Origin of the sequence: Morganella sp. EGD-HP17, assembly GCF_000512315.2 — a bacterium.
In the GTDB taxonomy this organism is placed as follows: Bacteria; Pseudomonadota; Gammaproteobacteria; order Enterobacterales; family Enterobacteriaceae; genus Morganella; species Morganella morganii.
Genome location: NZ_AZRH01000008.1, coordinates 13641 through 28871, shown reverse-complemented (window position 1 = coordinate 28871; position 15231 = coordinate 13641). Strand labels below are relative to the sequence as shown.

10 protein-coding genes are annotated in these 15231 nt (G+C 48.7%); 5 read left to right on the top strand and 5 right to left on the bottom strand.

Features of this window, described 5'->3' with window-relative positions; all coding sequences use genetic code 11:
- Positions 1-644: 644 nt before the first annotated feature.
- On the bottom strand, positions 645-1643 hold the full coding sequence (locus X965_RS10010; RefSeq protein ID WP_036417958.1) for a LacI family DNA-binding transcriptional regulator: 999 nt from the start codon (positions 1641-1643) through the stop codon (positions 645-647).
- A 394-nt stretch (positions 1644-2037) separates the two neighbouring features.
- On the opposite strand from X965_RS10010, the gene X965_RS10005 reads away from it, so the two are divergent.
- Positions 2038-2667, top strand: a complete 630-nt coding sequence (locus X965_RS10005; protein ID WP_036417956.1) for a response regulator transcription factor — start codon at positions 2038-2040, stop codon at positions 2665-2667.
- A gap of 577 nt (positions 2668-3244) precedes the next feature.
- On the opposite strand, the gene X965_RS10000 is transcribed toward X965_RS10005, so the two are convergent.
- Both X965_RS10000 and X965_RS09995 read right to left on the bottom strand, forming a co-directional pair.
- The gene (locus tag X965_RS10000; protein ID WP_036417954.1) at positions 3245-6790 is read right to left on the bottom strand and encodes a hypothetical protein; all 3546 of its coding nucleotides are present in this window, start codon (positions 6788-6790) and stop codon (positions 3245-3247) included.
- Positions 6787-7248 carry a hypothetical protein gene (locus X965_RS09995; RefSeq protein ID WP_004236040.1) on the bottom strand — a complete coding sequence of 154 codons (462 nt, stop codon included), beginning with the start codon at positions 7246-7248 and terminating at the stop codon, positions 6787-6789. The genes X965_RS10000 and X965_RS09995 overlap by 4 nt, the downstream gene beginning before the upstream one ends.
- A gap of 945 nt (positions 7249-8193) precedes the next feature.
- On the opposite strand from X965_RS09995, the gene xdhA reads away from it, so the two are divergent.
- From xdhA to xdhC, 3 genes are read left to right on the top strand one after another with little or no spacing between them, the layout of a single operon-like run.
- The gene (gene xdhA / locus X965_RS09990; RefSeq protein WP_032099130.1) at positions 8194-10500 is read left to right on the top strand and encodes a xanthine dehydrogenase molybdenum-binding subunit XdhA; all 2307 of its coding nucleotides are present in this window, start codon (positions 8194-8196) and stop codon (positions 10498-10500) included.
- A gap of 5 nt (positions 10501-10505) precedes the next feature.
- Positions 10506-11384 (top strand): xanthine dehydrogenase FAD-binding subunit XdhB, encoded by an 879-nt coding sequence (xdhB, locus tag X965_RS09985; protein ID WP_004236042.1) that lies wholly within the window; start codon positions 10506-10508, stop codon positions 11382-11384.
- Complete coding sequence (gene xdhC / locus X965_RS09980; RefSeq protein ID WP_004236043.1) at positions 11381-11860, top strand: xanthine dehydrogenase iron sulfur-binding subunit XdhC; 480 nt, start codon at positions 11381-11383, stop codon at positions 11858-11860. Before xdhB ends, xdhC begins: the two co-directional genes overlap by 4 nt.
- Positions 11861-11887: 27 nt before the next feature.
- Here xdhC and X965_RS09975 read toward each other — a convergent pair whose 3' ends face one another.
- Positions 11888-12259 (bottom strand): helix-turn-helix domain-containing protein, encoded by a 372-nt coding sequence (locus tag X965_RS09975; protein WP_036417952.1) that lies wholly within the window; start codon positions 12257-12259, stop codon positions 11888-11890.
- A gap of 97 nt (positions 12260-12356) precedes the next feature.
- Here X965_RS09975 and X965_RS09970 point away from each other — a divergent pair, with 97 nt between their 5' ends.
- A complete protein-coding gene (locus X965_RS09970; RefSeq protein WP_004236046.1) occupies positions 12357-13010 on the top strand; it encodes an oxygen-insensitive NAD(P)H-dependent nitroreductase NfsB in 654 nt (217 codons plus the stop codon).
- A 68-nt stretch (positions 13011-13078) separates the two neighbouring features.
- On the opposite strand, the gene X965_RS09965 is transcribed toward X965_RS09970, so the two are convergent.
- Positions 13079-14929 carry a sigma 54-interacting transcriptional regulator gene (locus X965_RS09965; RefSeq protein WP_004236047.1) on the bottom strand — a complete coding sequence of 617 codons (1851 nt, stop codon included), beginning with the start codon at positions 14927-14929 and terminating at the stop codon, positions 13079-13081.
- Between the last annotated feature and the right edge of the window lie 302 nt (positions 14930-15231).

Genomic DNA, 15231 nt, shown 5'->3' with positions numbered 1-15231 from the left:
TGTTCACTGAAACCACGCTTTTTACTACGCAGATATAACTATAAAATATCAGTCTCGCTTGATTTTCATATTGATAACGTTAACATTATAAGTATCATTAACAAATCATTTTTGGGTATAATTCCTAACATTTGATGTTAACGTTAACTTTGAGTGATTATAGCCAGATAGATCCCCTGATTTTTTATACTCTGGAAACTACAACCTCTCGTAATGCATTGATGAAAAACGATAAATAATCATTTAATGTTCATTGCCACGATAAACAGAGCAACACGTCAGACATTTCCCTCCGGAGATTGAAAAATCTTTCGTGCGGTAGCTTTGTCTCTGAAAAATATCATTACCTTTTTTTAATTAACTATTTTAACGTTAACATTGAAAGGTAAGTAATAATAATTACCACTACGAACCAAAAATCAAAGAAACAACATTAAAATACAACATTGAAAGTTTTGTGTTTAGCTAAAGCGAAATTTACGCTTAATGTTGCACTCAAAACGACAGATAAGTCCGTAATTACAAAAATAACGCTGCGCTGATTTTTTATCCGGCAGCCTGCCTTTGGTTAATTAAAAAAATTAACCAAACGTGAACGGATAAAAATCAGGAAAAAAGAGAAAGGATTGTGTAACAGCCGGGGATCAGAGTGACTCTCTGCTGAGCATCCGGCAGGGGACATAAGTCCGCCCTGACGAAACCCGTACTTCAATAAGATGCAGTGCCGCTGTTTCACCCAGCAGGCGATACGGAGAGCGGATAGTGGTCAGCGGGGGATAAAAAAGTTCTCCGGTACCGGTCATATTTTCACAGCCGAGAATACCGGCCTGCTCCGGAACAGAAATACCGCGGGTTAATAAAACCTGATACACAACAAAGGCTATCTGATCATTACCACAGATAATACAGTCAAATAACGGTGAATTACCGTCAATGTATTGATCTATCAGTGTCACAACGTCCCGGTAATAAATATCAGATAATGTGATGTTGTGCTGATTCAGCTGACCGGCTGACAATCCCGCATTCAGCCATGCATTCTGAACCGCATCACGGCGCAAACCGGATGAAAGGCATTCCGCCGGCGGCCAGATACAAAGCGGGCGGCGGTAACCCCGCTGAATAAGATATTCTGTTGCATCATACTGAGCATGATAATCATCCGGAATATAAGACGGTAACGCTGTATTTCCGGGATCATAGCAGTTCGTTAATACCAGGTTTCTGTCGCGGAGTAACTCAGGAATGTTTATCTCACGCAATTCTGCACTGGTAATAATAATACCGTCAGGGCGGCGGGATAAAATCTGGCGGACAGCCGCAACCGGGTCATCTCCGGATGAAATATTAACAACAAAGTGGTCCCAGCCATATTTTTCTGCACACTGCTCAATAGCCAGCAGTATTTCAACAGAAAACGGGGCTGAGGCGGTATCAATTGCTAATACCCCCATGCACGACAGATTTGTATTTTTACCTCTGATTTTCCGGGCTGATAAATCCGGTACATAATTCAGAACATCAATAGCATGCTGAACCTGTCTCAACGTCTCAGGCTTCAGCAGTTCCGGATTATTTATTGCCCTTGAAACAGTCATCAGTGAGACTGATGCCAGGCGGGCAACATCTTTCAGTGATGCCATATTATTATCAGTAGAAAATAAGTGTTTGTTCTGTCGCGTGAAAAAGAAAAAATGTGAGCTGCCATTTATAACATATTGTGTCTGTAACCCCAAGAGCAAATGTAAATGTTTATTTCATAAAAAACCCCTTACTCCATAAATTAAACGAACTTTAAACAATAGCAACATATTGTTTTATAAAAATAAAAATAAAAAACATCCACATTATTTTGCTTTTATTAAAAAACATACACCGATTCCGAAATGAAATTTACTTATCCATTTAAACATTTCCTCGACGTTATCTTATCTACAATACATAAAATTTGCGTAAATAAACCTAAGTAATTATGCCCTTATTTTTATCCGTTAATATCGGTTTGTTTTGTGTCCTATTTTAATTGAGGAGTAACTTATGGATGCCGTTATTCATTTAATCAACTGTGCTGATTTACCAGGCAACAATATCAAATTCATGCTTGATAATATGAATTGTGAAGTAAAATCTTATTCATCTGAGCAGGCTTTTCTGAAATATTATGTTAATACGCCAAAAGAGCATGCCCGTGAATGTATTATTCTGGAAGTGGGAGAATCATCTGCTGAGGCATTCTATCTTATCGATGAACTCAAACGCCTGAAAAGCATTATTCCTGTGATTGTTATCACCGCTTATCCGTCTTTTGAGACCTGCCGTCGTGCATTTAAAGCGGGTATTCTGGAATTCTTCAAGAAACCGATTAATTCAGAGCTGTTAGTTAATGCGATTCATGACGCATTTAATCAATATGAAAATAGCCTCACTAAGTACCATAGATATCAACGCTTTAAAGATAAATTCAGCAAGTTATCTGCCCGTGAGAAAGAGGTCATGGATATGATTCTGGAAGGAAATACCAGTAAAGAAGCTGCACAAAAATTATCATTATCGCCGCGTACTGTTGAAGTACACCGTTCTAATATGTATACCAAGCTGCGTATTAAATCATTACTACAACTGGTGCAGGAATATGATTTCTATAAAAACTATTCAGATTCAATCTGAGCATTTCCGTTTTTATAATAAACTTTATATTCCGCTTTTGTAGTTAATAAATATACCGATGATTTTACCTGCTTCTGCTTGCTTATTTAACTGCTTCTGATGTTTCACTGTTAATACAGATTGTCATTTCTATCATATTCCGGATTGCGCCAGTGTTACCACTGGTGACAAATTGTAATGTAATGATAATACACCAGGGTATCACTCTGATATTAACGACACATACCGGCAGTCATATATTCCGGAAAACCTGACATAATGAGATCTGACATCCTGTAATACAGATATAAAACTTCATTAATAGTATTTAATACCTGATTACTCATTTTAATATTTTGTTACAAATGAAACAAAATGCACTTTACCCACCTTATGGGTAAACCGGAGTTGTGTGCTGCCTGAAAACTCCCTTCTCTTTATACCACTCTTCCCCTGCGTGTTTTCATGCTGATACTGCCAATCAGCAATAATGACATGCCCCGCTGTTATTCCCTGAAATTCGCTGTCTTCCTGTAATAATACGCCATAAAAAAAGCATCCGTTACAGGATGCTTTCAGTATTCACATAATCGCCGGATTATTCTATTTTCAGCACGTTCAGTTTGATCATAGACATTGAGTTCGGTGGTATCTGCCCTTCAATACCGGCGACACCATAACCGCCTTCCGGTTTTATATACACATCAACCGCACCGCCTGCGCCGGCAAGTGAAACGAATTTAGCCAGGTCACCCGGTAATTCATTGAACGGAATAACCGCCGGTGCATTTACCGGATATGACACGGTTACTTTACCGTCAGTTAGTTCCTCATGCATCGCAAATGTGACTGTTTTTCCTTTCAGCGCTTTATATTTCTGTCCCTGTTTGGTGATACGGTAATAAACGTCCGGCGTCATTTTGGAATAATTCTGGCGCTCCAGGCGGGCGATCAGCTCCTGGTTTTTCCGTTTATTCAGCTCACCAACCTGCTGGAAAGTATAAGCCGTCACGGCTTTATTTTTTTCTTCTGCTTTCGCAATTTGTGTATTCAGCGTGGTATTTTCTGTCCGCTGTGCACTGACAACCGCCTTTTGCTTATCCATTTCTTTCTGCAATGCGGTGTATTTTGCCGAGAGATCGGCATTTTCTTTCAGCTTAGCCGCCGCTTTGGCGAGTTCTGCATCTTTATCTGCCAGCTGCTTTTTCTGGTTATCAAGCTGAGTATTCAGCTTAATTAATTCCGCATCAGATTTCGCCAGTGCTTCAATCTGCTGTGTTTTTTCTTTTAAGGCTTTATCCAGCTGAGCAGCCCGCTGCTGTTCTGCCGCTAATTTTTTATTCAGTCCGGCATTATCCGCCTGAACAGTACTGCTCTCTTTATCTGCACCAGATATTTTTGCCGACAGCAGTTGCTTATCCGCCGTCAGCTGCGCAATTTTTTGTTCCAGTGTGGCTTTATCCACGATCAGCGCAGCCACCTCTTTTTTCAGATTATCGCTCTGACGGGCATTATCCGCCTCACGGCTCTGTAACTGAGCTGTCAGCTTAAGTTTATCGGCCTCACGCAGCTGTAATTCTTTTTCCAGTGTCTGCAACTGAGCTGCCATTTTTGCGTTATCGGTATTTTTGGCGTTCAGTTGTGTAATCTGTTTTTCCAGCGCGGTTTTATCGGCGGCCAGAGTGCTGAGGTCTTTTTTCAGCTTGTCACTCTGTGCTGCCGCATCTTTATTCTGAACAGCCAGTTGATCTGCAAGTTTCTGCTTTTCTGTTTCGGTATTTTTCAGCTTCTGCTCAGTATCGGTCAGGCTGCGGGTGACTTTCGCCAGATCGGCATTTTTATCATTCAGCAGTGCCGCATTTTTCTCTGACTGTGCTTTCTCTGCCGTCAGCTGTGCAATCTGTTTTTCCAGCGCAGTTTTATCCGCAGCCAGGGCAGCGAATTCTTTTTTCAGCTGTGCGCTCTGTTTGTCACTGTCAGCATTACCGGCCGCAATCTGTGCCGCCAGCGCCTGTTTTTCGGTATCACGCTGTTTCAGTTGCTGCTCCAGCGTACTCAGTTGCTGAACCATTTTTTCCATATCGGCATTTTTACTGCTCAGCTGTGCGATACTTTTTTCAGCCTGTGCCTGCTCTTCGGTCAGCCGGGTGATTTGCCCGGTCAGCGCCGTTTTATCAGCGGTCAGTGCGGTCAGATCTTTTTGCAGCTGCGCATTCTGCTGCTGGTTATCGGTGGTTTTCTGCAGTAATTCAAGCGCGATACGCTGTTTTTCCGCTGTGCTTGCTTTCAGCTGTTTTTCCAGCTCTGAAACCTGCGCGGTGGTTTTCTGCATTTCCGCTGTTTTCGCATTCAGCAGTTCGGTATTTTTGGCTGAGGCGCTGTTTTTATCTGCGGTCAGTGCAGAGATCTGTTTTTCCAGTGCTGCTTTTTCTGCCGTCAGTCCGTCGAGAGATTTTTTCAGCTCCGCGCTCTGTTTCGCACTTTTACTGCCCTGTTCCGCCAGTTGTGCGGTCAGTGCCAGTTTTTCGGTATCACTTTGTTTCAGCTTACTTTCTGTTGCCGTCAGCTGTTGCGTAAGTTTTGCGAGGTCGGCATTTTTACTGCCGAGCAGAGCGAGGTTCTCGTCAGCCCGGCTCTTCTCTGAATTCAGCTGCGCAACCTGTTTTTCAAGCGCCGATTTATCCGCTGTCAGCGCGGTGATCCTTTTTTCCAGATCGGCTGATTGTTTGCCGTTTTCGGTTTCCTGAGATTGCAGTTTTGCTGTCAGGCGCTGTTTTTCCGCATCCCGCTGAGCCAGCTGTTTTTCCAGCTCCGTCAGCTTCTGCGTGATTTTTTCCATACCAGCATTTTTATCCTGCAACAGCGCGAGATTTTTCTCTGCCTGAGCATTATCGGATTTCAGCCCGGTAATCTGCTTTTCCAGTGCCGCTTTTTCTGCCGCCAGTGCTGCCAGGTCTTTTTTCAGCGCGTCGCTCTGTTTGCTGTTTTCACCGGTCAGCGCGAGGATTTTGTCATTCAGCTGCTGTTTTTCCGCATCCCGCTGAGCCAGCTGTTTTTCCAGTTCCGTCAGCTTCTGCGTGATTTTTGCCATATCGGCATTTTTGCTTTCCAGCAGCGCGAGATTTTTATCTGCCAGCGCTTTTTCTTTATTCAGCGCCGCAATCTGTTTTTCAAGATCGGCTTTTTCGGCTGTCAGAGCCGTGACCTGACCTTCCGCCTGACCAAAACGGGCCAGGTTTTCGCTTATCTGCTGATTGAGTGAATCAATCGTTTTGCGGTTCTGTTCCAGCTCAGCGGTCAGTTTGGCGCTGTCGCTTTTTGCCGCAGTCTGTAACTCATTATTTGCCAGAGTCAGATTGCTGAGCTCTGTCTCTTTTTTCGCAATATCCGCGAGCGCCTGTTCATAATTATGCTGAACATTCCGGTACTTTTCGTTCAGTGACGCGAGTTCACGCTTCACGTCCTGTAATTTCAGGCGGGTGAGGCGCAGTTGTTTCTGCGGATCCGACGGCGTAAACCAGGTTTCCGGTTTCAGCACACGGGCAACCGTCAGCGGCAGATCAGAGAAATACGTCATTGAACGGAAAGGTTCACCCGGGATGGCAAACAAGGCTTCCGGTGTGAGAGTCAGTGAGGAGGTCATACGGGAAGGAACAGGTGAGAACACAAATCCCCGGTGATTTCCGCCCCATTTCTGGCTGTCACGGACCAGATAAGCCGGAGACCACTGCGGGTATCCGATCGGAACAGGATTGGTCACAACAACCGGTTCCCTGACCACAATATTTTCGCATTGTGCCGATACGGAGATCCCCGGGGTTGTTGTGTCAGTTTTCTGTGCGGCAGCTGTTTGTGTCCGGCTTTCCTGCGCGGACGAAACAGTGCGTTTTCCTGTGCGGGCAGCTTTACGTGTGCCCTGACGCTGTGACTGAGTGGCCTTACCCGCCGTATTTACCGGCGGTGTAACCCGGGTTTCGGGAGACCTGCCAGGTTGCTGCACTGATACCGGAAAATTGCCTGATGCTTTTTCAGTCTGAATATAACGGTCAAAATCTTCAATAACCTGATTAAATTCAGATGCAGTTGCCGGTTGCACTGCCGCAAACAATGCGACAGTAATACACAACCTGATGTTCAGTCTCATAACCCGTTAACCTTCTCCAGGGTATTCTCAATAGACAGAACAGAATAATAACGAACCTGGGCACACATCACTTTGGTTTTCGCTTCAATCGACATCTTCAGTAATTTAAGCGTATCCGGGCTGGCGGTTCTTTCGAGCTGACGATACAGTCTGTTGATCTGGCTGATTTCGCTGAAACCGGCGACCATCTGACTGTAATCTTTCGGAGAAATAGTTTTGAGCGAGTCGAGTTCTTTAACACACATACTCAGCTCAGGCGAAATCTGTCCGGAGGGTTGCTGTAATTCAGGTCTTGGCAAAGGTGCAGTCGTTCTCACCGGCTCCTGCTCCGCCGGCTGAACCGGTTGTGCCGCAGGCTTCGGCGCAGAGGGTGTCGTTAATGAACAGCCGGACAGGGTTACAACGCCTCCCAACAGGAGTATCCCCGCCATTTTGTTCAGTGCTGTCTTGGATAACATAGTTTCACCTTAGAGAAATAATTTGGCCACTGCTGCGTTGTGCAAAAATAGGCACCAATTGTATAGCCAGAGCCGTGGAAAATAAACTCTGACGTGTCACAACTCAGGCTTATGTAACATACACTACGTCGCGGGCGAGTCTGAACTATTCGTTTTTTGTTATCCGAACACCTTACTGCAGCCGCACAATCTGAATTCTCACGCTTGTCATCGTCAACGATTTGGCTTCGTTATTATTCTGCTCTGCCGGTCTGTTTCTTACAGGCCGAGAACATAAATTAGTCAGTTTACCTTACAAAACGGTACCGGAATATTTGCCGGACAGTTTGTAACAAGTCTTAAAAATAAGTATCACCCGGTATCTGTCCATCATAAAAAGAATATAAGCACAGTTGTACCTGAGGCGGCATTATATCTTATTCACGAATAAAATCGATTAACCGCCGCAGACAACCATTCTGTAAATATGAAAATAAAACGACAGACACAGAACAAATACATAACCCGCTGTTATCCCGGATGATTCACGGCAGTATAAATGAATAATTCCGTTATGGATTCTCTTTTTTTCAATTATGCGACCGGGATTCCGTTCCTTTTTCCGGGTTGATTATTATCATTATTTTCTTAGTAATCTATTATCTTCTTATAATTTAAAAGCGACAGAATTTATCAGGCTTATTACGCATTATATGATTAGTAACACTATCAAACTATAAATTATCATTCTGCTTCTGCGGTACTCCGGGATTATCAATACAGACACATTTTTCTCTCAATATGAGAGAAAGCGGGACAGGAAAATCCGCCGTTTCCTGCCGGACACCCTTATTTTTTTTACCTCAGTCACAAATCCCCCGATAAATTGCTGTTTTTCTCCCTGCTGGCGTATTTATTGCTTGTTTTTATGCATGCTTACTTTTTCCTGAAGCCGGAGAAATAATAATGTCTGAAGCAGTCGGAAAACGCGCGCTGGGTACGCCTTACCTGCGCGTTGATGCCCTGAGCAAAACATCAGGGCGGGCGCGCTACACGGATGATCTGCCGATGCCGGGTATGCACTACGCCAAATATGTCCGCAGTACCATTGCCCACGGGATGGTAACATCCGTTGATGCGTCACAGGCGCTCGCCATGCCGGGTGTGGTCGCGGTATTCACCTGTAACGATGTGCCGCAGATCCCGTTCGCCACCGCCGGTCACGCCTGGTCTCTGGAACCGGCCAAACGTGATGTGGCAGACCGCCTGCTGCTGAACCGCCATGTGCGCCACCACGGCGACGGTGTGGCGATTGTGGTTGCCCGTGACGAACTGACTGCCGAAAAAGCGGCGGCACTCGTCAGCGTCACTTATGACGAGCTGCCGGTTATCACCTCACCGGAGGCGGCACTGGCCGCAGATGCCCCGCAAATCCACAGCTGCGGTAACCTGCTGAAACGTACCGCTATCAATGCGGAAAGCGCCAGAGCGACAGTCAGTCAGTCGCCGTTCCGGTTCCGCGGCCATTTTGATACCCCGGTGGTTCAGCATTGCCATATGGAAGGCGTCACCTGCTACGCCTGGCAGGAGGCGGATAATAAGATTTCCGTGGTATCGAGTACCCAGATCCCGCACATTGTGCGCCGTGTGATAGGCCAGGCGCTGGATATGCCGTGGTCGCATATCCGGGTGATTAAGCCGTATATCGGCGGCGGTTTCGGTAATAAACAGGACGTGCTGGAAGAGCCGATGGCCGCCTGGCTGACCCTGAAACTCGGCGGTATTCCGGTGAAAGTGGAGCTGAGCCGCGAAGAGTGTTTCTTTGCCTCGCGCACCCGTCACGCCTTCCATATTGATGCGGAGATGGGACTGACCGCCGACGGCACACTGAACGGTTATCATCTTGATGTTCTGTCCAATACCGGCGGCTATGCCTCTCACGGACACTCCATTGCGGCTGCGGGCGGGAACAAAATCCCGTACCTGTATCCGCGCTGCGATTACGGCTATTCCGCCGCCACCGTCTATACCAACTACCCGTCAGCGGGCGCAATGCGCGGCTACGGAGCACCACAGGTCACGTTCGCCCTCGAATGCCTGATGGATGATGCCGCCGCACAGCTGAATATCGACCCGGTGGATATCCGTCTGCGTAATGCGGCGCGGTCCGGTGACTGTAACCCGGTCAATAAGAAAACGATTTACAGTGCGGGGCTGATTGAGTGCCTGAAACGCGGTAAAGAGCTGTTCGGCTGGGATGAACGCAAAGCAGAGGCGCTGGCAACACGCGGAGACATCCGCCGGGGCGTCGGTGTAGCCTGTTTCAGTTATTCATCCAATACCTATCCGGTCGGCGTGGAAATCGCCAGTGCCCGTCTGCTGATGAACCAGGACGGTAATATCAATGTGCAGGTCGGCGCGACAGAAATCGGCCAGGGCTCGGATACCGTGTTCTCGCAGATGGTGGCGGAAACCCTCGGCGTGCCGGTCAGTACCATTCAGATGATCTCCACCCAGGATACGGATATCACCCCGTTTGACCCGGGCGCGTTCGCGTCACGGCAGAGTTATGTCACCGCACCGGCGCTGAAAGAAGCGGCATTGTCACTGCGGCAGAAAATCCTCGATCATGCCTCGCTGATGACACACCAGGCCGCGTTTAATATGACCATTCTCGACGGCAATGTGGTGCTTGAGGCGCAGCCGGACGTGGTTGTCACCACCGTCGCGGAAGTGGCAATGCACAGTTTTTATCATCAGGAGATCGGTGGTCAGCTTTCTGCTGAATCCTCTCATAAAACACAGACCAACCCGCCGGCCTTCGGCTGTACTTTTGTCGATGTCACCGTGGATATTCCGATGTGTCAGGTGACCATTAACCGGATCATCAATATGCACGATTCCGGCCGGATCCTGAACCCGCAGCTGGCGGAAGGCCAGGTCCACGGCGGAATGGGAATGGGGATCGGCTGGGCGCTGTTTGAAGAGATGCTGATCAACGAGAAATCCGGGGTTGTTCATAACCCGAACCTGCTCGACTACAAAATGCCGACCATGGTTGACCTGCCGGATCTGGAGTGCGGGTTTGTCGAAACCTACGAGCCGCAGTCCGCATACGGCCATAAGTCCCTGGGTGAGCCGCCGATTATTGCGCCGGCTGCCGCTATCCGTAACGCCGTGCGTATGGCGACGGGTATTTCTGTCAATACTATCCCGCTGACACCAAAACGGCTGTACCGGGAATTTGTTAATGCCGGGCTTATCAGGGGGTAACTGCCATGTATGATTTTGAAACTTATCACCGTGCAGAGAGTGTCGCACATGCCGTCTCACTGCTGACGACGGATCCGCAGGCCAGATTGCTGGCGGGCGGAACGGATGTGCTGATCCAGCTTCATCACCTCAATGAACGCTTCCGCCGTATTGTGGATATCCATGATTTGCCGGAACTGCGCGGGATCAGCTGTGATGATGCGGGACATATCCGTATCGGCTCCGCAACCACCTTCTCCGAACTGATTGACAGCCCGGTGATCAACAAGTGTCTGCCCGCGCTGAGCGAAGCGGCTGCCACCATTGCCGGACCGCAGATCCGCAACGTTGCCACTTACGGCGGCAATATCTGTAACGGCGCCACCAGCGGCGACTCTGCCTGTCCGTCCCTGGTTTATCAGGCAGAGCTGGAGATAGCCACCCCGGACGGCATCCGCCGCAGACCACTGCGCGGCTTCCATACCGGTCCGGGTAAAGTGGCCTTTGAACCGGGTGAACTGCTGATCGCGTTCCATTTCTCACCAGAGAATTACCGTGGTAAAGGCTCCGCCGCTTATAAATACGCCATGCGCGGCGCGATGGATATCGCCACCATTAACTGCGCGGCTCTGTGTGATATCAGAGAAGGACGTTTTGAGGAACTGCGCCTCGCCTTCGGGGTTGCCGCACCGACACCGGTCCGCTGTGAACACGCGGAAGCGGCTGCGATCGGAAAACCGGTCACCGCAGACACTCTGAAAGCTGTCAGTCAGGCGATTGAACAGGATGTGGCACCGCGCACGTCATGGCGGGCAGAGAAAGAGTTCCGTTTACACCTGATCCGCGTCCTGAGCGAGCGGGTGATCCGCACGGCGGCTGAACGTCTGGGAGAAAAAATCGCATGAATATCAAAGAATGGAAAACCATCAGCTGCACACTCAACGGACAGGTACGGGAACTGACGGTGTCACCGGCGGCACGGCTGTCCGATGTCCTGCGTGAGCAGGGGCTTATCAGTGTCAAACATGGCTGCTCTGTCGGTGAGTGCGGTGCCTGCACGGTACTTATCGACGGTATCGCGGTGGATACCTGTCTCTATCTGGCGGTCTGGGCGGACGGTAAGCAGATCCGAACCGCCGAAGGTGAGATGAAGCACGGTAAACCGTCTGCGGTACAGCAGGCTTATGCGGACAGCGGCGCGGTACAGTGCGGGTTCTGCACCCCGGGCCTGATTATGATGACCACCGCCCTGCTGGAAAAACACAAAGGGCAGACCCTTACCATCCGTCAGATCCGCCACGGCCTGGCCGGTAACCTGTGCCGCTGCACCGGTTATCAGATGGTTGCCAATGCCGCGGATAAACTCCAGCGTAATCAGTAAACCGCAGAAAATAGACACCGTCCGTCTTCAGGACGGCGGTGTCTGTTGCTGCAAAAGTACCGGCAGGGCGTGTTCTTCCCCCCAGCTTTTCAGCATCAGTAAGATCGGTACCAGCGACTGCCCGGCGTCCGTCAGGCTGTATTCCACTTTCGGCGGCACCTCCGCATAGACCTTGCGGTGGACAAGCCCCGCTATCTCAAGCTCCCGTAACTGTTTTGTCAGCATACGCGGGGTAATAAATATCAGCAGCCGTTTCAGCTCGTTAAAGCGTTTGATGCCGCTTATCAGATGGTAAAGGATCATTCCCTTGCCCTTCCCGCCCATCATTTCCAGTGTTGCCTCAACCGGACAGGCCTCATAAGCATACGACTCGTAACGCGTCTTTCTGACAGTATCCATTTTGTACCTATATACCAAAAATGTACGTACTTGTTAAAAACATATCATAGTTTATCATTGCGCCGGTTAATGTAAATTACCTTATAAGGATGCCATCATGACCATCACTCAGGCTGTAATGCAGCGTTATTCAACCAAATCCTTTGATCCGGCGAAAAAAATCAGTGATGAGGTGATGAACAGTATCAAAACATTGCTGCGCTACAGCCCGTCCAGCGTCAATATCCAGCCGTGGCATTTTATTATTGCGGCCAGTGAGGAAGGGAAAAACCGGATCGCGGCATCCACCCGCCCGGGCTTTGAATTTAATACCGCCAAAATTACCGACGCCTCTCATGTTGTGCTGCTGTGCGCAAAAACAGATGTGGATGAAGCCTACATGAACAGCGTTCTGGAACAGGAAGACAAAGACGGCCGTTACACCACGCCGGAACACAAAGCGATGAATAACGGCGGCCGGACTTTCTTTGTTAATCTCCATAAAGAAACACTCGGTGATCTGCCGCACTGGGCGGCAAAACAGGTTTTCCTGAACATGGGGACATTGCTGCTGGGTGCTTCCGCGCTGGGTGTGGATGCTGTTCCGATGGAAGGAATGGATTTTAATACCCTGGATACCGAATTTGGTTTATCCGCCAAAGGGCTGGCACCGGTAGCCGTTGTGTCGCTCGGTTACCGCAAAGAGGATGACTTTAACGCCGCGCTGCCGAAATCCCGCCTGCCGGAAGAGCAGATCATGACCGTTATCTGATACGAAAAAGCCGCGCGGACCGGTAACATCCGTGCGGCTTCGGCACACACATTTTCTTCCGCTTTCTGCTACCCGGCGGATAACTCGTACTTCTTAATCTTCCGGTACAGAGTGGCAATACCGATCCCCAGCTCCTCTGCTGCCTGACGTTTGTTGTCATAGCGCTGCAGTGCTTCGCGGATCATCTGTTTTTCCATCTCTTCCAGCATGGTTTCCCCGTGCAGTGCCGGATCCTCATCCGCTGCTGCCGCAGGTACGCTTCTGACCGGAATGGTAATTTCGCTGCGGTGAATATCCCCGGTATTCTGAACCGGTGCGGCAGTGCCGCTTATCATCTGCGCCGCATGTCTGGCAAAGTTCGGCGGCAGCAGTGAGATATCAATCACCTCACCCGGCGGCACCACGTTCACCAGATATTCCACCAGGTTACTCAGCTCACGCAGGTTACCCGGCCACGGCCATGCATTAATGACCGCCATCACCTCATCCGAAATGCCCGGATACACCAGACCGAGGCGCCTGGTATGCACATTGAGGAAATGGTGCACCAGCAGCTCCACATCGCCGTGACGCTCACGCAACGGCGGCAGGGCAATCGGGATAACATTGAGGCGGTAATAGAGATCCTCGCGGAATTTACCTTCACTGACAAACTGTTCCAGATTCTGGTTGGTCGCGGACACAATCCGGATATCGACCGGGATGGTCCGGCTTGAGCCAATCGGCTGCACTTCGCGTGATTCTATCGCACGTAATAATTTCGCCTGAACAATCAGCGGCATATCGCCGATTTCATCCAGGAACAGCGTGCCTTTATCTGCCGCCTGAATCAGACCCTGTTTTCCGTTGGCGGACGCGCCGGTAAACGCGCCTTTCACATAACCGAATAATTCACTTTCCAGTAACTGCTCCGGTATCGCCGCACAGTTGATAGCGATAAACGGTTTTTCACTGCGGTTACTCAGCTTGTGAATAGCCCGCGCCACCACTTCTTTACCGGTGCCGCTCTCGCCGGTGACAAGAATACTCGACGGGCTCGGTGCCACACGGGAAATCAGGTGTTTCAGCTGACGGATAGGTTCGGATTCCCCGACCAGGTGTTCAATCAGCAATCCGTTTTCATCACGGCGCACTTCATTCATATCAATCGCCGCGTGAGACTGATGGAACGCCATCAGGAACATCTGACAGCCGTTAACCACATGAAGCTGCCCGATAATAATATTGCTCTCCCCTTCCCAGGAGACAATATGCTGTAAATGCCCGCGGTTCAGACTCTTGAAATAGGTCAGCGGACGGATGGCAATGGTTTTGCCGGAAATCTTTTCATGCGGGACATTGAGGATCTTCAGAGCATGCGGATTGGCAAATTTCAGATGATTTGCCTCATCCAGGATCAGAACGCCCTGATCCATAAACTCTATCAGGCTCAGTAATACCTTCTGCGCGGCATTACGGCCTTCCTGTTCATCCAGCAGCTTAGCCACAAAAATATTGGAAATATGCTGCACATAATCCGAGAAGTCATGGATGTTATCCCGGATCCGCTCCTGCTGTTCAGAGGTGACGGCCACCAGGCTGATAACCCCGATACAGCGATCCTGGAAGATGATCGGTGTACCGATAAACGCTTTCTCCTTACAGTTATCTTTATCCGCGCAATTGAGGCAGAGCGGATCAAAACAGGAGTGCGTGACTATCTTTTCTTTTTTGGTATCCAGCACATAGCGGAGCAGCTGGGAATTATTGGTCAGACGATGTCCGAGGTGCTGGTTAAACAGCCCTGTTCCGGCAATCCTTGTCAGTTTGTCATCAACGATTTCAACATCAAGCTGTAACACACTGGCGAGCATTTTGCTGAAGTGAACAATCGTCGGCTGTATCTGCATCAGCACAGATGGTGATTTTTCAGTGATCATGCTTACGACTTCCTATGCTCTTAAAACGACATATCGAAAAGAAAGTTCATAACGCGACAAATTAATGATTTTATTATAGTTATTTATCAACGGGCTGAATTATCACCCACTGATAGCACAAGATTGCCAGATCTTTATCACCGAAACTCTAACGTATGTACAAAAATCACACTTTTCTTCAGATTTGATAATGAAACTGGAATCTCCGTCACTCTATTTTATCAATATGATAAATCCGCCGGGGTGTTTATCATTCTGGCCCCGCTTCCGGCGGTTCCGCCCTCTCACCGGTCTGATACCGG

Bases quoted from the DNA above. Each gene is read 5' to 3' on its own strand.
- X965_RS10010 (WP_036417958.1), bottom strand. From the start codon at position 1,643: ATGGCATCACTGAAAGATGTTGCCCGCCTGGCATCAGTCTCACTGATG.
- X965_RS10005 (WP_036417956.1), top strand. From the start codon at position 2,038: ATGGATGCCGTTATTCATTTAATCAACTGTGCTGATTTACCAGGCAAC.
- X965_RS10000 (WP_036417954.1), bottom strand. From the start codon at position 6,790: ATGAGACTGAACATCAGGTTGTGTATTACTGTCGCATTGTTTGCGGCA.
- X965_RS09995 (WP_004236040.1), bottom strand. From the start codon at position 7,248: ATGTTATCCAAGACAGCACTGAACAAAATGGCGGGGATACTCCTGTTG.
- xdhA (WP_032099130.1), top strand. From the start codon at position 8,194: ATGTCTGAAGCAGTCGGAAAACGCGCGCTGGGTACGCCTTACCTGCGC.
- xdhB (WP_004236042.1), top strand. From the start codon at position 10,506: ATGTATGATTTTGAAACTTATCACCGTGCAGAGAGTGTCGCACATGCC.
- xdhC (WP_004236043.1), top strand. From the start codon at position 11,381: ATGAATATCAAAGAATGGAAAACCATCAGCTGCACACTCAACGGACAG.
- X965_RS09975 (WP_036417952.1), bottom strand. From the start codon at position 12,259: ATGGATACTGTCAGAAAGACGCGTTACGAGTCGTATGCTTATGAGGCC.
- X965_RS09970 (WP_004236046.1), top strand. From the start codon at position 12,357: ATGACCATCACTCAGGCTGTAATGCAGCGTTATTCAACCAAATCCTTT.
- X965_RS09965 (WP_004236047.1), bottom strand. From the start codon at position 14,929: ATGATCACTGAAAAATCACCATCTGTGCTGATGCAGATACAGCCGACG.